Raw genomic sequence first — 20,366 nt, 5'->3', positions numbered from 1 at the left:
GGCCGACCTCAGCTGGCGAGCGCGCCGTCGACCACCCGCTGCGCCTCGTCGAGCAGCCGCTGCAGGTGCGCCGCATCGCGGAAGCTCTCGGCGTAGATCTTGTAGATCTCTTCGGTGCCCGACGGCCGCGCCGCGAACCAGCCGTTCGCGGTGACCACCTTGATGCCGCCGATCGCCGCGCCGTTGCCCGGTGCATGGCTGAGCACCTGCACGACCGGATCGCCGGCCAGCTCGGTCGAGCGGATCTGCTGCGGCGACAGTGCCGCGAGCTGCCGCTTCTGCGCCGCGGTCGCGGCGGCCGACACCCGGCCGGCGACCGGCCGGCCGAGCGCGCCTGCCAGCTCGTCGTACACGGCGCCGAGGTCGCGGTGTTGCGTCGCGGTGATCTCGGCCGACAGCAGCGCAGCGGCGATGCCGTCCTTGTCGGTGCTCCACGCCGTGCCGTCGCGGCGCAGGAAGCTCGCGCCGGCGCTTTCCTCGCCGGCGAAACCGAGGCTGCCCTTCAGCAGGCCGTCGGCGAACCACTTGAAGCCGACCGGCGCATCGAACAGCGGGCGACCGAGCCGCGCGGCGATGCGCTCGATCAGCTGGGTCGTCACGACGGTCTTCGCGATGCCGACCTCGCGGCCCCACGCCGGGCGCTGCCGGAACAGGTGCTCGATCATCAGCGACAGGTAGTCGTTCGGCGGCAGCAGGCCGGCACCGGGCGTCACGATGCCGTGGCGGTCGTGGTCGGTGTCGCAAGAGAACGCGATGTCGAAGCGGTCCTTCAGCGCGACCAGCCGGTGCATCGCATACGGCGACGACGGGTCCATGCGGATCTGGCCGTCCCAGTCGAGCGACATGAAGCGGAAGGTCGGGTCGACCTCTTCGCTGACGACAGTGAGGTCGAGGCGGTAGTGCTCGGCGATCGCACGCCAGTAGTGCACGCCGGCACCGCCCAGCGGGTCGACGCCCAGGCGGACGCCGGCGGCGCGCACCGCGTCGAGGTCGACCACCTCGCCGAGTTCGCCGACATAGTGGTGCAGGTAGTCGTGGCGGCGCGTGGTGTCGGCGCGCAGCGCGCGCGCGGCCGGCATGCGCTTCACGTCCTTCAGCGCGGTCTCGAGGTGGCGGTTCGCCGCGGCCTGGATCCAGCCGGTGACTTTTTCATCGGCCGGGCCGCCGTGCGACGGGTTGTACTTGAATCCGCCATCGCGCGGCGGGTTGTGCGACGGCGTCATCACGATGCCGTCGGCCAGGCCCGAGGTGGTCTCCGAGCCCCGGTGGCGGCGGTTGTGCACCAGGATCGCGTGCGACACCGCCGGCGTCGGCGTGAACTCGTCGCGCCCGGCCAGCATCACGGTGACGCCGTTTGCCGCCAGCACCTCGAGCGCGGTGAGCGCGGCCGGCGCCGACAGCGCATGCGTGTCGACGCCGAGGAACAGCGGCCCGTCGATGCCGGCCTGGCGCCGGTGGTCGCAGATGCCTTGCGCGATCGCGAGCACATGCCATTCGTTGAACGAGCGGTCGAGCGATGAGCCGCGGTGGCCGGAGGTGCCGAACGCGACGCGCTGTGCCGGCACCGAAGGGTCGGGGCGTTCGTCGGCGTACGCGGCGAGCAGCCGGCCGACGTCGATCAGCACCGAGGCGGGGGCCGGTTGCCCGGCGAGTTCGTGCGTTGTGCTCATCGATCGATGATAGGCAGCGAGCTGGCGGTACGGGTGTCGCCGTGTGGCAGGCAGGGACTTTTCGGATTCCGGGCGGCAGCTTCGCATCCCGTGGGGTGGTGGCTGCACGCTCGCTCCTAAGGTACGGAACCGTTCGCCGGGTTTCCATCGCTGCGCCGCAGCGTGCCTGGGTGATGCGTCGAAAGCGTCTCGATCATGAAGGTTCCATTCACCCAACTGCTTCAGGCCGGCGCGCATTTCGCACCGGCCAACGGTGTCGCCGGGTTGCCGGCCGAAGGCATGCCGGGCATGCCCGGGCAGCAGGGCCTGGCCTTGCACGGCGGCCAGCCGCAAGGCGCCTTCATCGACCAGGTGATGGGCGGCCTGCAGATTCCCGGGCTGGCCGAGGGGCTGGGCGCGGAGCCGCAACAGGCCTTGGCCTTGCACGGCGGCGGCCAGCCGCAATGCGGCCTGCAGATGCCGGGCGGTGCCCAGGGCGCCGCGATGGGCGGCCTGCAGATGCCGGGCGGTGCCCAGGGCGCCGCGATGGGCGGCCTGCAGATGCCGAGCTTCTCGGTCGGCAACGACGACGAGGGCGGCGACCCCGGCATGAGTTCCGCGTCGCTGTCGGCGATGACGAAGCTGCCGTCGATGCCGCAGTCGCAGCCGCAGCAGGCGCTGGCCGCACCGCAGGGTGGCCAGGCCGCCGCCACGCAGGGTGCGCAAGGCGGCCAGGCGTCAGGCGGCCCGGCGATGCCGTCGGCCAACGACAAGGCGGCGCCCGGTGCGTCGGCGCAAAGCATCGTCGACGGCAACCCGACGCTGAAGAACCTGGGCAACCAGAGCGGCGTGAAGGACAACCTGAAGAAGCAGTGCGGCGACTGGGACGATCCGTCGAAGAGTCCGCAGGAGCGCGCCGACGCGGCGCAGCGCGCGTCCAACGTCGTCGACTGGGTCAAGAACGCGAAGGACCGCGACGGCGACGTGCGCGACCCGGAGCTGGTGAAGAACGGCAAGATCGAAGGCTTCACGAAGGACGGCGATGCCCGCCACGGCACCGAGGCCGGCCTGCTGCAGGACTTCGGCAAGTACGGCTACGGCCACCTGAAGGCCGACCAGCGGCTCGACCAGACCAACGACGGCCATGTGAAGAAGAACGGCACGAACATGGACAACGCCGAATACATCGGCCACAAGATCCTCGATGGCCTGTCGAAGGTCTTCAACTTCATCGGCGACCTGATCAAGAACACGATCGGCAAGATCCCGGGCCTCGGCAAGGTGTTCTCCGCGCTGGCCGAACTCGGCACCAAGGCGATCGGCGGCGCGCTGCACGTGGCCGACACGGCGGTGATCGGCGGCGACGTGAAGAAGGCCGGTGTCGAGATGGGCGCGAGCCTGACGGAGACCGCGGTCGGCTTCGCGGACCCGACCGGGCTGGGTGCGAAGGCGGCGGGCGATGCGGTGCGCGGCAGCTACAAAGGCTGACCCTTCATATACTGTGCTTGCACACAGCACTGTATAAAGATACAGTCATCGCCTCGGAGGTCACTCATGTACGCACAACTTCGCCAAAACTATCGTCCCCGTGGACAGCGCGTGCCGGCCTGGCTGGTCCGCGTGTGGCGCTGGCTTTGAGCAACCGGGGTGCAGGCAGGCCCTCAGCGGTTCAAGGCGTCGACCTGCCGTTTCGCTTCGTCCACATCCTTGCTGAGCTCGGCGAGGTAGCGGCTTCGCTCCTCGCTGCTCCATTCGGCATCTGAAAAGCTGTCGAGCGCGTAGGCCTGGCTGGTGTGCACGGTGCCGGGTTGCCGCGGCAGCATCGCGCGGTCCGGAAAGCGGTCGGGCACCAGCAGGAAGCCCTGCACGTCGCGCAGCGTCAGCGGAAATGCCGGCTTGCCGTCGCGCACCAGCTTGCCGAACAGCCGCAGCCTGAACTCCTGCTCGCCCACCGCCACCTCGTCGTTGAAGCTCAGCAGCGCGAACGGCTTGCCGGCCGCATCGTCGACGCGCGCGCTGACGACATAGCGGCCGGGCTGCGCGACCTTCGCCTTCAGGAAGAAATCGAGCGAACCGGCCTGCAGCGCCTCGCGCACGCCGGCCCATTCGGCGGGCACCAGCGGGTTGTAGACCACATCGAAGTTGACGTTGCCCAGCTGGCCCGCCTGGTTCAGGTACGCCTGGATGCGGATCGTGCCGGCGAAATCCGGGAACCCTTGCGTCGACGGCTGCAGCACCGCGGCGAGGCTGCCGTCCGCGGCCTCGGTGAAGTTCACCGGCACCTGCGGACGTCCCGCGGGCCGGCGCGCGTCGGGCAGGTCGAATGCCACCGCGCGCGTCACCAGCAGCGGCAGCGGGCGGTCGTCGTCATCGACGGCGCGCACCGTGACCCGCACCGATTCGGCGCCGCTCGCGAACACGCGGTCCTGCGTGCTGCGCACATGCACGCCCTTCGCGGGTTGGCCGCCCGGCGTGCGCAGCGGCATCTCTTCGGCCACCGGATCGAAGGGGCGCTGCTGGTCCGGGTGCTCGGCCAGCGGCCGCGCCTCGTGCGGGTAGCGCGTCGACGTCTTGTATTTCGACAAGGTGTCTTCGGCGCGCACCAGCCGCTGCTGCCAGAGGTCGAGCTGCGCGCGGCGCACCTGCACCGCGCTGGCGCCGAACGACACCGCCGATGCCGCCGCCGCCGGCCGTGGCGCAACTGCTGCCGCGACAGCAGGCAAGGGCGCCGGCACGACGGCCGGCGCATCGCGCCCGAACGACAGCGCGGCGATCACCGCGACGATGCCGCCGCAGGCGATCGCGATGAGTGCAGGCCGGCCCATTCAGCGTGGCGCTCAAGCCATCATCTTGCGTTGGTGACCATGTCGGCGCGCACCTTCGAGACGACGCCTTCCCAGTTCTTGTTCGTGTAGTGGTTGAAGGCCTCGGCATCGTCGCGGAAGACCACCGAATGGTTGCTCCACTTCGCGCGGCCGCCTTCATTGCTCGCGGTGCCCAGCGTCAGGTCGTTGCAGAACCAGTCGCTCGGGTTGCAGTAGCTGCCGCCCGAGCTGCCCGACACGCCGCCACTGGAGTGGTAGGCCACGACCTCGTCGTCCTGCCCCGGCAGCACGAAGGAATACAGCGTGCCCTTCGAGCCGGCGTGCATGTAGAACCAGGTCGAACGGGTGTTGTTGTGGTCGTACAGCGCTCGGGCGGTGCTGGTCTTCAGGTCGGACACCAGCGGCTCCGAGACCGCCCAGTCGCCCGCATCGGCAAGCTCGCTGCCGCCGCCGGCACCCGCTGCGATGTCGACCCACTTGATGTTCCAGCCGACCTGCGTCGTGCCGTCGCTGTTGCCGCATTCGCCGGTAGAGCTCGGGATTGCGTTCTTCTTCGAGCGCGCGGTGCCGCCGTACAGCGACAGCGCGTAGCCGATCATCAGGTCGCCGGCGCTGTGGGCCGCGACGTAGCACCAGTTCGGCCCCGTGCAGTAGCAGTCGAGCGCGTTGCGCACCAGGTAGTTCTGGTCCGAGACGTGGTTGAAGCCGTCCCAATTGACCGACTTCTTGTTGACGCCGGCCTCGACGCTCGACGGTCCCCAGTAGGTGAAGTCGGCGTAGTTGCCGAGGATGCCGCCGCCGGTGCGGCCGTTGATCCACAGCGAGTAGTTGGTGGCGAGTGCTGCCGTCGCCAGGCCGACGAGTCCAGCAACGAGCCCGGCCAGGCGCAGCCGCGTGAGGTGTCGCATCGGGTTGTCTCCCTGTGTGTTGTGGAAACCGGCGTTGTGAAACCGATCTCGCGAGGCCCGAAAAGTACGCTCGTGCGGAAAAGACCAGAAGCCCGAAGTTCCCCTCTTGACGTGGCGAGGGCGCAGCGCGATAGGCCCTGCGCGGCGTCATCAATCTTTTCGCCGCCGCCGGCCGACTTTTGCCGACAAGCCCGTCAGATAATCCTGCCGCCTGACCGGCTGCGCCTCGCGCGGCCGGTTTCATCACCTCGAGGATCCCCATGCTCCAACGTCCGACAGCCGTGCTCGCGGCTGCATGCGCCTTGCTCATCGCCGGTTGCGCCACCGAAAGCTCCCGCACGCTGGAGGTCGCGAAGACGCAGGCCGCCGCGGCGCCGTTCAACGGCACGCGCCTGCCGGTCTCGGTCGGCAAGTTCGACAACCGCTCCAGCTTCATGCGCGGCGTGTTCTCCGATGGCGTCGACCGGCTCGGCAGCCAGGCCAAGACGACGCTGGTCGCGCACCTGCAGCAGTCGCAGCGCTTCTCGGTGCTCGACCGCGACAACCTGTCCGAGACCGGCCAGGAGGCCAAGCTGCAGGGCGCGGCCCAGCAGCTGCGCGGCGCGTCGTACGTGGTGACCGGCGACATCTCCGAGTTCGGCCGCAAGGAGGTCGGCGACCACCAGCTGTTCGGCCTGTTCGGCCGCGGCAAGACGCAGATCGCCTACGCGAAGATCACGCTCAACATCGTCAACAGCCTGACTGCCGAGGTCGTCTACTCGGCCCGCGGCGCCGGCGAGTACGAGCTGTCGAACCGCGAGGTGCTCGGCTTCGGCGGCACCGCCAGCTACGACGCGACGCTGAACGGCAAGGTGCTCGACCTCGCGATGCGCCAGGCGGTCGACGACCTCGTCGCCGCGAAGGACGCCGGCCAGTGGGGCAAGGAGGCCGCCAGGTGAGGCTGGGCCTGTGGGTCGCCGCCTGCGCGGTGGCGATGCTCGCCGGCTGCGCCAAGCCGCGCCCGCCGTTGTACCTGTGGGAGTCGTTCCCGCGCCAGCAGTACGACGCGCTGCAGCGCGGCGGCGCCGGCGCGCAGGAGCAGATCGCCGCGCTGGAAGAGCACGTCGTGAAGGCGCGGGCGCAGAACGCCGCGCTGCCGCCCGGCCTGCGCGCGCACCTCGGCATGCTGAAGCTGTCGATCGGCGACCCCGGCGAGGCCCGCCAGCTGTGGCAGGCCGAGAAGCTGGCGTTTCCGGAGTCGGCACCCTACATGGACCAGTTGCTGAAGCGCCTGGACGGCCCGGTGACCAAGGCGGAGAAACCGGCATGACGACCCTTCGATCGATGGGCCTGTGGGCGTGCGTTGCCGCGGCGGCACTGCTCGGCGGCTGCGCGACCTCGCCGGGCTACGACTACACCGCGTTCAACCGCGCCCGGCCGGCCTCGCTGCTGGTGCTGCCGCCGCTGAACGAATCGCCCGAGATCAGCGCGACCGCGTCCGTCTGGAGCCACGCGACCCGGCCGCTGGCCGAAGCCGGCTACTACGTGCTGCCGGTCACGCTGGTCGACGAGACCTTGCGCCAGAACGGTGTCGACACCGCGCACGACGCCCAGGAGATCTCCGCCCGCAAGCTGCGCGAGGTCTTCGGTGCCGACGCGGCGGTCTACATCAAGGTGCGCAAGTACGGCGCCAGCTACACGGTGCTGTCCAGCGAGACGCGCGTCGAGGTCGAGGCGCGCATCGTCGACCTGCGCAGCGGCGAGCTGCTGTGGAACGGGTCGGCGGTGGCCAGCTCGTCCGAGGAGCAGCAGCAGTCGCAGGGCGGCCTGATCGGCGCGCTGGTGGGCGCGCTGGTGCGGCACGTCATGAGCAACGCGACCGACGAGTCGTACCGCTGGGCGGGCGTGGCCGACGACCGCATGCTGGGCGGGCCTCGCCGCAACGGCGTGCCGCCGGGGCCGCGTTCGCCGCTGCACGGGCAGCCGATGCCGGTGCAATAGCCGCACCCGTCGACCCGCCCGGCTGCGCCCGCTGGCCCCACGCCTGCGCGGCCAGCCGGAACGCCAGCAGCGCCAGCGTGGTGCCGGCGAAGACCCCCGCCGACAGCTGGCCCGGCTTCGCCTGCAGCACGCCGTGCAGTGCCGCGAGCACGGCGGCGGCATACACCAGCCGGTGCAGCCGCAGCCAGTGCCGCTTCAGCCGGCGGATCGCCGCGCGGGTCGAGGTCAACGCCAGCGGCAGCAGCAACAGCAGCGCCGCCGAGCCGAGCGCGATGAACGGCCGTTCGGCCAGGTCCTGCGCATACGCATGCAGCGTGCCGGCACCGATGCCGATGTCGAAGCCGACATACAGCCCGAGGTGCAGCACCGCATAAGCGAAGCTCCACAGCCCGAGCTGGCGACGCTGGCGGATCAGTGCGTTCCAGTCGCCGATGCGCCGGCCGAAGCGCAGCGCCACAGCCTGCGACAGCCACACCGAGACGCGGCGCAGCGGCGTGACCGCGAGCGTTGCCAGCAGCAGGCCCATTGCCCACCAGCCGCTCGCATGCGTCAACGCAGCGATCGGGTCGGGGCCGAGCGCGCCGGCCGCGAACCCGATCGACCCGCGCAGCGCCGGCCAGGCGCACAGCGCGAAGGTCAGCGGCGTCAGCACGCCGACCTGCAGCAGCCGGCGCAGCAACGCTGCGGGCCTAGAACTGCCGCGCGAGGTCCATGCCGGCATACAGCGACGCGACCTCGGCCGCGTACCCGTTGAAAGGCAGGGTGGGGCGCTTGGCGAGTTCGCCCAGCCGCAGCTCGCGGCGTTGCGACCAGCGCGGGTGCGGCACCTCGGGGTTCACGTTGCCGAAGAAGCCGTATTCCGATGGCGCGGCCTGCATCCAGGTGGTGACCGGCGGCTGCTCGACCAGGCGGATGTGTGTGATGGCCTTCGGGCTCTTGAAGCCGTACTTCCAGGGCACCGCCAACCGCAGCGGTGCGCCGTTCTGCGGCGGCAGCGCGCTGCCGTACAGGCCGGTGGCCACCAGCGTCAGCGGGTGCATGGCCTCGTCGATGCGCAGGGCCTCGGTGTAGGGCCAGTCGAGCATCGGCCGGCGTTGCCCGACCATCTCGGACGGCCGCAGCACCGAGATGAACTGCACATGGCGTGCGCGCGAGGTCGGAGCGACGAGCTTCAGCAGCGCGGCGAGCGGGAAGCCGCGCCACGGCACCACCATCGACCAGCCCTCGACGCAGCGCAGCCGGTAGATGCGGTCTTCCTGCGGGAAGCGGCGCAGCAGGTCGTCGAGGTCGAAACGGCGCGGGCGCTCGACCTCGCCGTCGACGGTGACGGTCCACGGCGTCGTGCGGAACTCTTCGGCGAGCTTCCAGACGGCGGCCTTGTCGGGCGAGAACTCGTAGTAGTTGTTGTGCCGGGTCGCGGCTTCGCGCGGGGTGATGTCGTCGGCGGTGAGGGCCGGGGCCGAGGCCGCGGCGACCGGGCCGGCCAGCGCCGCGCCGGTCAGCGCAAGCATCTGGCGGCGGTCGAACCCCAGGCGCTGCGGCGTGATCTCACTCGGGGACGGGTTCATGCGGGGTGCTCGGCGAAGGTGGCGGACCTCCGGGTCTTCGACCTGCGGCCGGCATCGGTGCAGGGGACATTTGTCCTGAATCGCGTGGCCGATCGCCCTCGGCCGGGAAAGGTGGCTACAGTGCGGACAGCTTTCAGTTTTTCTCGTAAAGAAGACATTTAAATGTCTTTTATAGTTGAAATAACTCAATAATGGATGCTTTAATGTCCATTGTTGAGTTCCATGATCGACATGAAATTCGCCACCCCCGACGAGCTGGTCCGCGAGCTCGGCAGCCGCCTTCGCAGCCAGCGCCTCGCGTCGCGCGTCACCCAGCAAGAGCTGGCGTTGCGGGCCGGCGTCGCGCTCGGCGCCGTCAAGAAGCTCGAGTCCGACGGCAACACCACGCTGCAGACCTTCGTGCGCGTGGTGCAGGCGCTGTCGCTGAGCGCTGACCTCGAGCACATCCTCGAGCTCAAGCCGCACACCAGCATCGCCGAGATGGAACGCGCCGCCGCGGCCCCGCGCCAGCGCGCCCGCCGGCCCGCCTTGCCGCGATGAAGGCGCTCGACGTCCTGTTCCGCGGCTGGGGTCACGACTGGCTGCTCGGCCGGCTGGCCGACGACGGCGCGCAGCTGCTGTTCGAGTACTCGCCCGAGGCGTTGCGGCGCGGTGTCGAGTTCTCGGCGATGCAGTTGCCGCTGCGCGCCGAGGCCTACGGCGGTTTCCCCGGCTTCCAGTCGCAGCTGCCCGGTCTGCTGGCCGATGCGCTGCCCGACGGCTGGGGCCTGTTGCTGATGGACAAGCTGTTCCTGAAGAGTGGCCGCGATCCGGCGCGGCTGTCGCCGCTCGACCGGCTGGCGTTCATCGGCGAGCGTGCGATGGGGGCCTTGGCGTTCCGCCCGGCCGACGCGGTGGCGCCGGCAGAACAGGGCCTCTCGCTGCTGCAACTGGCCACCGCGGCGCAGACGGTGGTCGACGGCGACGACGTCGCCGCGCTGAACGCGCTGGCGGTAATGGGCGGCTCGCCGCAAGGCGCGCGGCCGAAGGTGCTGGTGCGCTTCGATCCGGACACGCGCCGGGTCAGCACGGACGAAAGCGCCGGCGATGGCACACCCTGGCTGATCAAGTTCCCGGCGCGTGGCGAGCATGCCGAGGTGTGCGCCGTCGAATACGCCTACTCGCACGCGGCGCGCGCCTGCGGCATCGCGATGCCGCGCACCGAGCACTTCCGCCTCGGCCGCGCGATGGCGGCATTCGGCGTCGAGCGCTTCGACCGCGCCGGCACGATGCGGGTGCCGGTGCATTCGTTCGCCGGCGCGTTGCAGGCCGATTTCCGGCTGCCGTCGCTCGACTACCAGACCGTGCTGCGCGCGACCCGCTTCTTCACCCGCGACGAGGTCGAGGTGAGCCGGGCTTTCCTGCGCTGCGTCTTCAACGTCGTTTTCCACAACCGCGACGATCACGCGAAGAACTTCGCGCTGCGCATGAACGAGCGGCTGGCGTGGCAGCTTTCGCCGGCCTACGACCTCGTTTTCAGCCACGGTCCGCGCGGCCACCACCAGACCTCGGTGATGGGCGAGGGCCTGGCACCGGGGCGCTCGCAGTTGCTGGCGCTGGCGCGCGCGGCGCAGGTGCCGCAGCGCCTGGCGCTCGATGCGCTGGAGCGCGTCTGCACCGAGGCCGCGCTGCTGCCGCAGCGCCTCGACGAGGCTGGCGTGCGCCGCGCGACGCGCCAGGCCATCGCCGCCGCAGTGCGCGAGAACCTGCACCGCTGCGCCGCCTGAAGCGTGCTGAAAACTGCTGAACCATGTCGGGGCATCGCTGACACGGGCGATGTCGCGTGCCCATAATCGTCTCGTCGTCCGACAACAGGACGACCGCCTGCGGGCGCCAACAAATCGCCAGGGAGCGAACAATGAGAGCACGAGTCGAGCCGACGGTCCGGTTGCTGCCGGGGACCGGGTGTCGAGGCCGCCTGCCGGCGCGCGGCCACGTGTCGCCCCGGCTGCTGCCGCGGCAACTCGCCCGGCCTGCGCGCGGTCACCTGCGCACGCTGGCCTACGAGATCACCGTCGCCGAGGCGCGGGAGCGAGAGCGCATCGCGCTCGGCCTGCACGACGAGATCGGCCAGTTCCTGACGCTCGCGCGGCTCAAGCTCGGTGCGTTGCGCGACAGCCCGCCGGGTGTCGAAGCAAGCGAACTGCTCGACGAGATCGCCTCGCTGCTGGCGCAGGCCTCGCACGCCACCCGTTCGGCCACCTTCGACCTCAGCAGCCCGGTGCTGCGCCTCGGCCTGGAGCAGGCCTTGCGCAGCCTGGCCGACCGGCTCGCCGCCGACAGCCGGCTGCAGGTCATCTTCGATGGCGCGCTGCCGCCGCTCCACTTGCCCGAGGCGGTGCAGGCGGTCGTGTTCCGCGGCGTGCGCGAGCTGTGCCTGAACGTGCAGAAGCATGCGCATGCGGCGCGCGTCAGCATCAGCGGGTGGGGCGACGGCCGCAGCCTGAAGCTGTGCGTTGCCGATGACGGCGTCGGCTTTCGCACCGATGCGTCGCGCGGCGTGTTCAGCCGCACCGGCGGCTTCGGGCTGGCCAGCACGCAGGCGCAGATCCAGGCGATCGGCGGGCGGCTCGAGATCTCGTCCTGCGCCGGCCTGGGCACGCGCATCACCATCCTGCTGCCGAATGCCGTCAACGCGGCAGTGAAAGCCGCTGGCTGAACGCATCCGGTCGCGCGCTGCGCGGCCTCAGACGACCCCGAGAGGAGCGACCATGGGCATTCGCATCGTGCTGGCCGACGATCACCGCATCGTGCGCGACGGGCTGTGCGCCCTGCTGGCGCGCGAGAGAGACATCGAGCTGATCGGCCAGGCCGACGACGGCCTCGGTGCCGTGCGGCTGGCGCGCGAGCTGCGGCCCGACATCGTCGTCACCGACGTGTCGATGCCGGGGCTGAACGGTGTCGAGGCGACACGGCGCATCCGGGCCGACGAGCCGTCGGTGCGCGTGCTGTGCCTGTCGGTGCACGCCGAGAGCCGCATGGTGCTCGCGGTGCTCGAGGCGGGGGCGTCGGGCTATGTGCTGAAGGATTGCTCGTACGACGAGCTGGCGCTGGCGATCCGCAAGGCGATGTCCGACCAGATCCACCTGAGCGCCGAGCTGGTCGGCCTGGTCGTCAAGGAGGTGCGCAGCCGCGGCCAGCCGCCGTCGGCCGGCAGCACTGCGGCGCTGACGCCGCGCGAGCGCGAGATGGTGCAGCTGTTGTCGGAGGGCTTGTCGACGCAGCAGATCGCCGACCGGCTGCACGTCAGCATCAAGACCGTTGCGACGCACCGCGAGCACGTGATGCAGAAGCTGGACATCAGCAGCCTGGCGGAGCTGACGCGCTATGCGCTGTGCGAAGGCCTGAGTTCGCTCGACCAGCCGTGGCGCAACGCCGCGCGTGTGCCGGCCTGAGCGCGGCGGCCTCGCGAAGCAGACCTTTCCCCGTTTCGCTCTGGGTTTGCCGAAGGGCTGCGCGCATCGAACCAGGCTTCGACAGGCTCAGCCCGAACGGAGGGGCTCGCCCCGAATGCAGCGGTGCGAGGCCCCGAACGGAGTGGGGCCTCTCAGATTTCGCGCACTCCCGTATCAGCCCTTTCCTGATGGCGCAGCGCCGCACAGCGGTTCACGCTGCGCTTCACGATGGCCGTTGTTGCGTCCCCCCTGACCCTGTTGCTGGCCGACGACCACGCGGCCTACCGAACCTGCGTGGCCGATCTGCTGCGCCCGCTCGGCTTCGTGGTCGTCGGTGAAGCCGCCGACGTGCCCGCGCTGCAGGCGTGGCTCGCGCACGCGCCCACGCTCCCCGACGTGCTTCTGATGGACGTGCAGATGCCCGGCGGCGGCCCCGCGGCAATGACCGCGCTGCTCGCACAGCACCCCCAGCTGCGCGTGCTGGTGCTGTCGATGCACGACGAGCCGGCGATCGTCGACGCGATGCGGGCCGCCGGCGCCTGCGGCTACGTGCTGAAGGACGACCCGATCGCCGACCTGGCGCAGGCGATCCGCGCCGTGGCAGCGGGTGCGCGAGATGTCGGCCGCATCAGCCGGCCGCCACCGCCGTCTCAGCAATGAGGAAGCGCAAGTTCAGAGATTGACCGATGGGCGCGGGCGGCACGCGTCCCTATCGTTGGCGCATTCCTTCACCGCCACCACCAAGGTCCCCATGATCGACGCGGCCATCGCGCACGTTGCCAACCAGCTGAACAACGCCTTGCGGCGTTCGTTCCAGCTGGGCGAGGAACTGGTCGTCGTGTCGAGCCCGTACGAGCCGGATGGCAGCGTCGCCGCCAACATCAACAACAAGCTGGCGGTGTTCCTCGTCAACATCGAGCGCGACACGATGCCCGGCCACCGCACGCGCTCCGAGGCCGGCGTGGGCCGCCAGGCGCGGCTGCCGGTGCCGGTGTCGCTGAACCTGATGGTCATGTTCGCCGCCAACTTCAGCGCGGCCAACTACCCCGAGGCGCTGAAGTTCATCTCCAGCACGATCGCGCATTTCCAGTCGTGGCCGGTGCTCGACCACCAGAACACGCCCGACCTCGACCCGCGCATCGAGAAGCTGACGCTCGACATCGAGAACCTCGGCGTCAGCGACCTGAGCAACCTGTGGGGCCTGTTCAGCGGCCGCTACCTGCCGTCGGTCCTGTACCGCGTGCGCATGGTCACCTTCGACGCCGGCCAGCTCGACGCGCAGCTGCCGGTGATCCGCCGCGCGCAGGCCGGGGTGGGAGCCTGAGCATGATCGACCTCGGCCCCTACGTCCCGCTGCTGCGCGTCGACTTCGCGCACGGCTTCTTCGCCGACGGCCGCTGCCCCGGGCTGCGCTTCGTGCCGGTGGGCGACACCGCGGCGTGGCTGCGCGCCACCGATGCGATCGAGCGCCACACCGGCAGCGCGCTCGCGCTGTTCGGCCCGGCGCAGGCGCTGGCAATGGAGCCGGACGCAGTGCTCGCCTGGCAGGTGCATGCGACCGACGAGGCCTTCCCGACCTGCACCGACAACCCGGCGCAGTGGCCTGCCGAACTGCTGTGGCTCGATGCCGGCGAGGCGCTGTGGGACGAGGGCAGGGCAGGCGGCGACGCGCCGCTGCGCCTGCACGCGGGCGAGACCGTCTCGCGGGCCGACGTGCGTCCGCTGACCTGGCCGCTGGTGTCGCAGTCGCTCGGCGCGCAGGCACCGAACGGCGCCCGCCTGATGCCGCCGCTCGCGCTGCTGCGCGTGCCCCTGGCCGCGTTGCCGCGGGCCCCGCTCATGTGCACGGTGCGGTTCGCGCCGCGCGAGACGGTGTGGAAATACTGCCTGCATGGCGACTGGCCCGAGCCGCAACTGCAGGTCGTCGACCTGGCCAGCGGCATCGAGTTCGGCGATCCCGAGCCCGGCCGCCTCGACAACGGCGCGCCGCTGCTGGCCATCCGTTCGCGCTCGCCGATCGCGCTCGCGCAGCGCAGCGAACGCCGATTCCAGTTGCGCAGCCGCCAGCGCGGCGGCGACAAGGTGCTGGTCAAGCGCTTGCCGGTGGCGGCAGCGCAGTTCCTGGCGCGAGAGCAGGTCGGCAGCGAGAGCCGCCTGGTCTCCGAGATCCATGTGCATCGCTAGGCCCCGTCAACACTAACCGCAGAGGAGGCCGCCATGGCCATGAAGACCCCCGGCGTCTATATCGTCGAGAAGAATGCCTTTCCGAACTCGGTGGTCGAGGTGGCCACCGCGGTCCCGGCCTTCATCGGCTACACGGACCGCGCCGAGAACGCCGGCAAGTCGCTGAACATGAAGCCGTGGCGCATCGGTTCGATGGCCGAGTACCACCAGTACTTCGGCTTCGGTCCGGACCCGAAGTTCGGCATCGCCGAGAAGACCGACGCGAACGCGGTCGCCGCGTTCAAGGCCGGCGACAAGGAATACCTGCTGACGCAGGCCGACGGCCTGGCGGGCGGCCGCTTCCTGCTGTACTACGGGATGCTGCATTTCTTCCAGAACGGTGGCGGCCCGTGCTACGTGGTGTCGGTCGGCGAGTACGGCAAGTCGGCGCTGATCGAGGCCGACAAGCTGATGGCCGGCATCGAGCCGCTGGTCAAGGAGCAGGAGCCGACGATGGTCGTCGTGCCCGATGCGGTGCTGCTGTCGGCCAAGGACTGCATCTCGGTACAGCAGGCGATGCTGCAGCACTGCGGCGGGCGCATGCGCAGCCGGGTGGCGATCCTCGACGTGTGGGGCGGCCACCTCGACCGCAAGAACCCGACCGGCGTCGATCCGATCGAGGGCTTCCGCGGCGCGCTCGGCGTCAACTTCCTCGATTTCGCGACCGCCTACTACCCGTGGGTCAACACCACGGTGGTGCAGGACAAGGACCTGGACTACACCCGCGTGGCCAACCCGGACGTGCTGATCCAGCTGTTGATGGCGGAGCTCGCGCTGCCGGCCCAGTTCGACCCGAAGACGCCGGCGCGCACCGCGCAGCAGTGGCAGGCGGTGCAGGACGTCGCGAAGACCGACGACCAGTGGGCCGCCGGCATCACCGCCGACGTCAACGCGTCGGACAAGACCGACGACGAGAAGCAGAAGCTGCTCGCACCGGCGGCGCTGAAGCTGGCGGTCGAGACGCACAAGGCCTTGCTGAACAAGAGCCTGGGCGCGTCCAGCACCTTGTTCAACACCATCATGGCCGAGGCGCGCAACCGGCTGAACCTGATGCCGCCGTCGCCGGCGATGGCGGGCATCTACACGATGGTCGACAACACCCGCGGCGTCTGGAAAGCGCCGGCCAACGTCAGCCTGAACGGCGTGGTGTCGCCGGCGGTGACGATCTCGCACGAGGACCAGGAGGACCTGAACGTCACGACGCAGGGCAAGTCGATCAACGCGATCCGCTCGTTCATCGGCGAGGGCGTGCTGGTCTGGGGAGCGCGCACGCTGGACGGCAACAGCCTGGACTGGCGCTACATCAACGTGCGGCGCACGATGATCATGCTCGAGGAGTCGTGCCGCCTGGCGGCCAAGGCGATGGTGTTCGAGCCGAACGTGTCGAGCACCTGGGTGACCATCAAGAGCATGGTCACCAACTTCCTGACCGGCATCTGGAAGCGCGGCGGGCTGGCCGGCGCGGTGCCGGACGATGCGTTCAGCGTGCACGTGGGGCTGGGCGAGACGATGACGCCCGAGGACATCCTCGAGGGGATCCTGCGCGTGACGGTGCTGGTGGCGATCAGCCGGCCGGCCGAGTTCATCGAGATCACCTTCCAGCAGCAGATGCAGAAGTCGTGACCCATCCCCGCAATCCGCACGAATCAATTGACCCTTCAGGAGGCAGACCATGGCAGACGACGGATCCGCGCAATCGACCACGGTGTGGCCGCTTCCCAAGTTCCGCTTTTCGGTGAAGTGGGACTCGACGGAGATGCACTTCCAGGAGGTCTCCGGCCTCGACGTGGAGGCCCAGCCGATCGAATACCGGCACGGCGACAGCCCGGCCTTCTCGGTGATCAAGATGCCGGGCTTGAAGAAGTACAGCGACGTGACGATGAAGAAGGGCGTCTTCAAGTCCGACAACAAGCTGTGGGACTGGTTCAACGAGATCAAGATGAACGTCATCAAGCGCAAGTCGGTGACGATCAGCCTGCTCGATGAAGCCGGCGGCGTGACGATGGTGTGGACGCTGGCGAACGCCTGGCCGACCAAGATCACCGGCACCGACCTGAAGGCGCAAGGCAACGAGGTGGCGGTCGAGACCATCGTGATCGCGCACGAGGGCCTGACGATCGCCAACGCCTGATGGCGACTGCGATCCCGCCGGCCCCGCCGCTGCCGCCGCCGAAGGCGCCGCCCCGGCCCGCGGCGCCGCCGCCCGCAGCGGCACCGGTCGCGCGCGGCGTGAACCCGCAGTCGCTGCAGGCGGCGAAGGCGAAGCTGCGGACCACGAAGCCGCTGGAGTTCTACCCGCCGCCGGCGTTTCATTTCGCGGTGACCTTCGGCACGCAGCCGAGGGATGCCGACGGCGCGTTCCGCGAGGTCAGCGGGATCGGCCCGGAGGTCGAGACCGAGACGGTGAACGAGGGCGGGCTGAACGGTTTCGCACACGTGCTGCCGAAGGCGATCAAGCACCCGCGGCTGGTGCTGAAGCGCGGCATCGCGGTCAGCGATTCGCGGCTGGTGCAGTGGTGCCAGGCGGTGCTGGACGGCGGCTTCGTGAAGCCGATCTTCCCGAAGCTGGTGCACGTGTTCCTGCTCGACCAGGGCGGCGATCCGTTGCGTTGCTGGTCGATCGAGAACGCCTGGCCGGTGAAGTGGGAGATCGACGGCTTCCAGTCCACCCGCAACGAGGTGGCGATGGAGAAGATCGAGCTGGCCTATGCCCGCTCGAACCGCATCTACTGAGCGCTTTTTGCAAAGGATTCAGATGAGCATCGAGGTGCGTCAATTGCTGATCCGCTCGCAGGTCCATTCGACGCCTGTGGTGGCGCCGCGGCAGGTTCTTTCGTCGGCCGAGCTGCAGCGGGTGCGCGAGCAGGTGCTGTCCGAGTGCAAGGCCTGGCTGGCGCAGCAGCTTCGTGCTCAGCGGGAGCGGTGAGATGGCCCCTTCATTCCAGAGCAGGAGCACACCATGCCCACCGACCGCCTAGGCCAACTCACGCACCTGGTGATGACCCGCTTCACGCTGGTGAAGGGCACGGTCAAGCTCGACGATTCGGCGACGTTCACCGTGCAGATCAACCCGGCCGACTTCAAGCACACGGCCGGCATCACCTACGACAAGAAGAAGACCCAGGGCGATGCACAGGCCAGCCCGAAGTTCAGCTCGGTCGGCGACGAGCATGTCTCGTTCTCGCTCGTGCTCGACGGCACCGGCGTCGTGCCGCCCGGCGCCAACGGCCAGCGCGAAGACGTGCGCACGCAGATGAAGAAGCTCAACGCGGTGGCCTACCAGTACCTGGCCGACACGCAGGAGCCGCCGTACGTCCGCCTGCTGTGGGGCAGCCTGATCTTCTTCGGCCGGCTCGAATCGCTGAACACGCAGTACACGCTCTTCAAGCCCAGCGGAGAACCGCTGCGTGCCCGCGTCGAGCTCAGCTTCCTCGGCGCGATGAGCAAGGAGGAATCTCAGCTGGTCTCCAACCGAACGCCGCCGGGCGGCGCCAGGAGCATCACCGTGGTCGACGGCGACACGCTGCCGCAGATCTGCGCCGAGCACTGCGGCGATGCCGACATGGCGGCCGACGTAGCGCGCGCGAACAACCTGCCGACGCTGATGTCCGTCGCGCCCGGCACGCAGCTGCTGGTGCCGGCGTCGAGGTAAGCCGTGCCCGCGGTCTCTCCCCTCGACGATTCGGATGGCGTCGTCCGCCTGCTGCTCAGCGCCGACGGCGTCGCGCTCGACGAGACCGTCGAGGTCATCTCGGTGTCGGTTCGGCGCGGCGTCAACAGCGTGCCGTCGGCCCGCATCGAGCTGGCCGACGGCGACATGCCCAGCCACACCTTTCCGCTCAGCGACTCCGCCCACTTCAAGCCCGGCGTGCTGCTGTCGATCAAGGCCGGCTACCAGTCCGACCCGACCGCCGTGCTGTTCGAAGGCCTCATCGTGCGCCACGGCCTGCAGGTGCGCGGCGACAACGATGCGCGCCTCATCGTCGAATGCCGCGACAAGGCGGTGCTGATGACGGTCGGCCGCCGCAATGCCAACTTCATCGACCAGACCGACAGCGCCATCATCGAGGCGCTGGCCGGCGACCACGGCCTGGCGATCGACGTCGACGCCACCGAGCTCAGCCACACCGAACTCGTCCAGCACTACTGCAGCGACTGGGACTTCATGCTGTCGCGCGCCGAGGTCAACGGTCTCCTCGTGATCGCAACAGACGGCAAGCTCGCCGTCAAGGCGCCCGAGGTCGGCGCCGAGCCGGCGCTGAAGGTCGCGTACGGCAACGAGCTGATCGACTTCCAGGCCGACCTCGACGCCAGCAGCCAACTCGCCAGCGCCCAGGCCTTCTCGTGGGACATCAAGGGCCAGGCCGCGCTCGAAGGCAGTGCGAGCGCACCGGTCACGCTGCCGGCCCAGGGCGACCTCGATTCGGCCACGCTCTCCGGCGTGATCGGCCTGCCGACCTGGCGGCTGCAGTCCGGCGCGCCGCAGCCGCTCGCCGCGCTGACCAGCTGGGCCAAGGCGCAGCAGCTGAAGTCGGGCCTCGCGCGGCTGCGCGGGCGCCTGAGCTTCCAGGGCTCGGCGCTCGCGAAGGTGGGCGGCCTGATCGAGCTCAGCGGCGTCGGCACGCGCTTCAGCGGCAAGCTGCTGGTCACCGGGCTGCACCACGAGATCGTCGACGGCAACTGGGTCACCGAAGCCGAGTTCGGCCTCGCGCCCGACTGGTTCGTCGAACGCGCCGACGTGATCGCGCCTCCCGGCGCCGGCCTGCTGCCCGGCGTGCACGGCCTGCAGGTCGGCATCGTGATGAAGCTCGACGCCGACCCCGCCGGCGAACAGCGCGTGCAGGTCAAGCTGCCGGTGCTGCAGGCCGCCACCGAAGGCATCTGGGCGCGGCTGATGCAGTTCCATGCCAGCAATGCCTTCGGCGCGTTCTTCCTGCCGGAGGTCGGCGACGAGGTCGTGCTCGGCTACTTCGCCGACGACCCGTCGCACCCGGTCGTGCTCGGCAGCCTGTACAGCAGCAAGCAGGCCCCGCCGTACCCGCTGGAGGCGGCCAACGACATCAAGGCCATCGTCACCCGCTGCAAGTCGAAGCTCGAGTTCAACGAGGCCGACAAGGTCATCACCATCACCACGCCGGGCAACAACAAGATCGTGCTGAGCGACAAGGACCAGTCGATCCTGCTGCAGGACCAGAACGGCAACAAGGTCGAACTCGCGCCGGGCGGCATCACGCTCGACAGCCCGGCCGACATCAAGGTCACCGCGAAGGGCACGATCACGCTCGATGCGGTCGGCGCCGTCAGCGTCACGTCCAAGGCCGACGTCCAGCTCGCCGGGCTGAACATCGCCGCGCAGGCCCAGGTCGGCTTCACCGCGAAGGGCAACGCAAGCGCCGAACTCTCGGCTGCCGGCCAGACGGTGGTCAAGGGCGCGATGGTGATGATCAATTGACCCCCCAGCCCGCCCGAAAGACGCCTCATGCCGCCCGCCGCCCGCCTCACCGACATGCACGTGTGCCCGATGGTCACGCCCGGCCTGCCGCCGATCCCGCACGTCGGCGGGCCGGTGGTCGGCCCGGGCGTGCCCACCGTGCTGATCGGCAGCCTGCCGGCCGCGGTGCTCGGCGACAGCGCGGTCTGCGTCGGCCCGCCCGACACCATCATCCAGGGCTCGACGACGGTGCTGATCGGCAGCCGGCCGGCCGCGCGCATCGGCGACCCGACCGCGCACGGCGGCAGCATCGCGATGGGCTGGCCCACCGTGCTGATCGGCGGCTGA

At 69.8% G+C, this 20,366-nt stretch carries 22 protein-coding genes and 1 pseudogene; 18 read left to right on the top strand and 5 right to left on the bottom strand.

The annotated features are described in order from the left end of the window. Positions 1-8: 8 nt before the first annotated feature. Entirely contained in the window at positions 9-1,670 is a 1,662-nt protein-coding gene (gene pgm, locus FHT26_RS22435) for a phosphoglucomutase (alpha-D-glucose-1,6-bisphosphate-dependent) (RefSeq protein ID WP_168562323.1), read from the bottom strand. Between the two features lie 195 nt (positions 1,671-1,865). On the opposite strand from pgm, the gene FHT26_RS22430 reads away from it, so the two are divergent. Further along, positions 1,866-3,137 carry an HrpF/NolX family T3SS translocon protein gene (locus tag FHT26_RS22430; protein ID WP_168562322.1) on the top strand — a complete coding sequence of 424 codons (1,272 nt, stop codon included), beginning with the start codon at positions 1,866-1,868 and terminating at the stop codon, positions 3,135-3,137. A gap of 173 nt (positions 3,138-3,310) precedes the next feature. On the opposite strand, the gene FHT26_RS22425 is transcribed toward FHT26_RS22430, so the two are convergent. Together FHT26_RS22425 and FHT26_RS22420 are read right to left on the bottom strand one after the other, a co-directional pair. Further along, positions 3,311-4,474: a hypothetical protein gene (locus FHT26_RS22425; protein WP_168562321.1), complete on the bottom strand. Its 1,164-nt coding sequence runs from the start codon at positions 4,472-4,474 to the stop codon at positions 3,311-3,313. 20 nt (positions 4,475-4,494) lie between these two features. After that, entirely contained in the window at positions 4,495-5,382 is an 888-nt protein-coding gene (locus FHT26_RS22420; protein WP_210427537.1) for a hypothetical protein, read from the bottom strand. Positions 5,383-5,642: 260 nt separating this feature from the next. Between FHT26_RS22420 and FHT26_RS22415 the strand changes: the two genes are divergently transcribed. The 3 genes from FHT26_RS22415 to FHT26_RS22405 are packed head-to-tail and all read left to right on the top strand — an operon-like array spanning position 5,643 to position 7,362. Next, the gene (locus tag FHT26_RS22415) at positions 5,643-6,320 is read left to right on the top strand and encodes a CsgG/HfaB family protein (RefSeq protein ID WP_168562320.1); all 678 of its coding nucleotides are present in this window, start codon (positions 5,643-5,645) and stop codon (positions 6,318-6,320) included. Continuing rightward, on the top strand, positions 6,317-6,691 hold the full coding sequence (locus tag FHT26_RS22410) for a DUF4810 domain-containing protein (RefSeq protein WP_056809856.1): 375 nt from the start codon (positions 6,317-6,319) through the stop codon (positions 6,689-6,691). The genes FHT26_RS22415 and FHT26_RS22410 overlap by 4 nt, the downstream gene beginning before the upstream one ends. Next, complete coding sequence (locus FHT26_RS22405) at positions 6,688-7,362, top strand: DUF799 domain-containing protein (RefSeq protein WP_168562319.1); 675 nt, start codon at positions 6,688-6,690, stop codon at positions 7,360-7,362. The genes FHT26_RS22410 and FHT26_RS22405 overlap by 4 nt, the downstream gene beginning before the upstream one ends. A gap of 154 nt (positions 7,363-7,516) precedes the next feature. Here the strand turns inward: FHT26_RS22405 and FHT26_RS30405 are convergent. Both FHT26_RS30405 and msrP read right to left on the bottom strand, forming a co-directional pair. Further along, positions 7,517-8,083, bottom strand: a pseudogene (locus FHT26_RS30405) (protein-methionine-sulfoxide reductase heme-binding subunit MsrQ); the annotation flags it as partial. Continuing rightward, positions 8,052-8,930 carry a protein-methionine-sulfoxide reductase catalytic subunit MsrP gene (msrP, locus tag FHT26_RS22400; protein WP_168562318.1) on the bottom strand — a complete coding sequence of 293 codons (879 nt, stop codon included), beginning with the start codon at positions 8,928-8,930 and terminating at the stop codon, positions 8,052-8,054. The gene msrP and the pseudogene FHT26_RS30405, both read right to left, overlap by 32 nt. Before the next feature lie 231 nt (positions 8,931-9,161). On the opposite strand from msrP, the gene FHT26_RS22395 reads away from it, so the two are divergent. The 14 genes from FHT26_RS22395 (at position 9,162) to FHT26_RS22325 (ending at position 20,366) form a co-directional block, all read left to right on the top strand. After that, complete coding sequence (locus tag FHT26_RS22395) at positions 9,162-9,470, top strand: helix-turn-helix domain-containing protein (RefSeq protein ID WP_168562317.1); 309 nt, start codon at positions 9,162-9,164, stop codon at positions 9,468-9,470. Then, positions 9,467-10,696, top strand: coding sequence for a type II toxin-antitoxin system HipA family toxin (locus FHT26_RS22390; RefSeq protein WP_168562316.1), 1,230 nt, complete (start codon positions 9,467-9,469; stop codon positions 10,694-10,696). Before FHT26_RS22395 ends, FHT26_RS22390 begins: the two co-directional genes overlap by 4 nt. 131 nt (positions 10,697-10,827) lie before the next feature. Further along, the gene (locus tag FHT26_RS22385; RefSeq protein ID WP_168562315.1) at positions 10,828-11,628 is read left to right on the top strand and encodes a sensor histidine kinase; all 801 of its coding nucleotides are present in this window, start codon (positions 10,828-10,830) and stop codon (positions 11,626-11,628) included. Positions 11,629-11,680: 52 nt separating this feature from the next. Then, a complete protein-coding gene (locus FHT26_RS22380; protein ID WP_168562314.1) occupies positions 11,681-12,364 on the top strand; it encodes a response regulator in 684 nt (227 codons plus the stop codon). Positions 12,365-12,592: 228 nt separating this feature from the next. Beyond that, positions 12,593-13,024, top strand: coding sequence for a response regulator (locus tag FHT26_RS22375; RefSeq protein WP_168562313.1), 432 nt, complete (start codon positions 12,593-12,595; stop codon positions 13,022-13,024). A gap of 91 nt (positions 13,025-13,115) precedes the next feature. Next, complete coding sequence (locus tag FHT26_RS22370) at positions 13,116-13,688, top strand: Pvc16 family protein (protein ID WP_168562312.1); 573 nt, start codon at positions 13,116-13,118, stop codon at positions 13,686-13,688. Positions 13,689-13,690: 2 nt separating this feature from the next. Beyond that, a complete protein-coding gene (locus FHT26_RS22365; protein WP_168562311.1) occupies positions 13,691-14,548 on the top strand; it encodes a hypothetical protein in 858 nt (285 codons plus the stop codon). A gap of 33 nt (positions 14,549-14,581) precedes the next feature. Further along, complete coding sequence (locus FHT26_RS22360) at positions 14,582-16,210, top strand: phage tail sheath family protein (RefSeq protein ID WP_168562310.1); 1,629 nt, start codon at positions 14,582-14,584, stop codon at positions 16,208-16,210. Positions 16,211-16,259: 49 nt separating this feature from the next. Continuing rightward, a complete protein-coding gene (locus FHT26_RS22355; protein WP_056809839.1) occupies positions 16,260-16,718 on the top strand; it encodes a phage tail protein in 459 nt (152 codons plus the stop codon). Beyond that, on the top strand, positions 16,718-17,320 hold the full coding sequence (locus FHT26_RS22345; protein WP_210427536.1) for a phage tail protein: 603 nt from the start codon (positions 16,718-16,720) through the stop codon (positions 17,318-17,320). The genes FHT26_RS22355 and FHT26_RS22345 overlap by 1 nt, the downstream gene beginning before the upstream one ends. A 22-nt stretch (positions 17,321-17,342) precedes the next feature. Continuing rightward, complete coding sequence (locus tag FHT26_RS22340; protein WP_168562309.1) at positions 17,343-17,513, top strand: DUF5908 family protein; 171 nt, start codon at positions 17,343-17,345, stop codon at positions 17,511-17,513. Between the two features lie 33 nt (positions 17,514-17,546). Continuing rightward, a complete protein-coding gene (locus FHT26_RS22335) occupies positions 17,547-18,239 on the top strand; it encodes a CIS tube protein (protein WP_168562308.1) in 693 nt (230 codons plus the stop codon). Between the two features lie 3 nt (positions 18,240-18,242). Then, positions 18,243-20,039: a type VI secretion system tip protein VgrG gene (gene vgrG, locus FHT26_RS22330; RefSeq protein ID WP_168562307.1), complete on the top strand. Its 1,797-nt coding sequence runs from the start codon at positions 18,243-18,245 to the stop codon at positions 20,037-20,039. A gap of 27 nt (positions 20,040-20,066) precedes the next feature. Beyond that, entirely contained in the window at positions 20,067-20,366 is a 300-nt protein-coding gene (locus FHT26_RS22325; protein ID WP_056809833.1) for a PAAR domain-containing protein, read from the top strand.

The organism is Rhizobacter sp. SG703, from assembly GCF_012275445.1.
Lineage (GTDB): Bacteria > Pseudomonadota > Gammaproteobacteria > Burkholderiales > Burkholderiaceae_C > Rhizobacter.
Note: the sequence above shows the minus strand (reverse complement) of the source record. Positions and strands in the feature narration are given on the sequence as shown.

Coding starts and splice junctions, on each gene's coding strand:
- pgm (WP_168562323.1), bottom strand. CDS start 1,670: ATGAGCACAACGCACGAACTCGCCGGGCAACCGGCCCCCGCCTCGGTG.
- FHT26_RS22430 (WP_168562322.1), top strand. CDS start 1,866: ATGAAGGTTCCATTCACCCAACTGCTTCAGGCCGGCGCGCATTTCGCA.
- FHT26_RS22425 (WP_168562321.1), bottom strand. CDS start 4,474: ATGGGCCGGCCTGCACTCATCGCGATCGCCTGCGGCGGCATCGTCGCG.
- FHT26_RS22420 (WP_210427537.1), bottom strand. CDS start 5,382: ATGCGACACCTCACGCGGCTGCGCCTGGCCGGGCTCGTTGCTGGACTC.
- FHT26_RS22415 (WP_168562320.1), top strand. CDS start 5,643: ATGCTCCAACGTCCGACAGCCGTGCTCGCGGCTGCATGCGCCTTGCTC.
- FHT26_RS22405 (WP_168562319.1), top strand. CDS start 6,688: ATGACGACCCTTCGATCGATGGGCCTGTGGGCGTGCGTTGCCGCGGCG.
- msrP (WP_168562318.1), bottom strand. CDS start 8,930: ATGAACCCGTCCCCGAGTGAGATCACGCCGCAGCGCCTGGGGTTCGAC.
- FHT26_RS22395 (WP_168562317.1), top strand. CDS start 9,162: ATGAAATTCGCCACCCCCGACGAGCTGGTCCGCGAGCTCGGCAGCCGC.
- FHT26_RS22390 (WP_168562316.1), top strand. CDS start 9,467: ATGAAGGCGCTCGACGTCCTGTTCCGCGGCTGGGGTCACGACTGGCTG.
- FHT26_RS22385 (WP_168562315.1), top strand. CDS start 10,828: ATGAGAGCACGAGTCGAGCCGACGGTCCGGTTGCTGCCGGGGACCGGG.
- FHT26_RS22380 (WP_168562314.1), top strand. CDS start 11,681: ATGGGCATTCGCATCGTGCTGGCCGACGATCACCGCATCGTGCGCGAC.
- FHT26_RS22375 (WP_168562313.1), top strand. CDS start 12,593: ATGGCCGTTGTTGCGTCCCCCCTGACCCTGTTGCTGGCCGACGACCAC.
- FHT26_RS22370 (WP_168562312.1), top strand. CDS start 13,116: ATGATCGACGCGGCCATCGCGCACGTTGCCAACCAGCTGAACAACGCC.
- FHT26_RS22365 (WP_168562311.1), top strand. CDS start 13,691: ATGATCGACCTCGGCCCCTACGTCCCGCTGCTGCGCGTCGACTTCGCG.
- FHT26_RS22360 (WP_168562310.1), top strand. CDS start 14,582: ATGGCCATGAAGACCCCCGGCGTCTATATCGTCGAGAAGAATGCCTTT.
- FHT26_RS22355 (WP_056809839.1), top strand. CDS start 16,260: ATGGCAGACGACGGATCCGCGCAATCGACCACGGTGTGGCCGCTTCCC.
- FHT26_RS22345 (WP_210427536.1), top strand. CDS start 16,718: ATGGCGACTGCGATCCCGCCGGCCCCGCCGCTGCCGCCGCCGAAGGCG.
- FHT26_RS22340 (WP_168562309.1), top strand. CDS start 17,343: ATGAGCATCGAGGTGCGTCAATTGCTGATCCGCTCGCAGGTCCATTCG.
- FHT26_RS22335 (WP_168562308.1), top strand. CDS start 17,547: ATGCCCACCGACCGCCTAGGCCAACTCACGCACCTGGTGATGACCCGC.
- FHT26_RS22325 (WP_056809833.1), top strand. CDS start 20,067: ATGCCGCCCGCCGCCCGCCTCACCGACATGCACGTGTGCCCGATGGTC.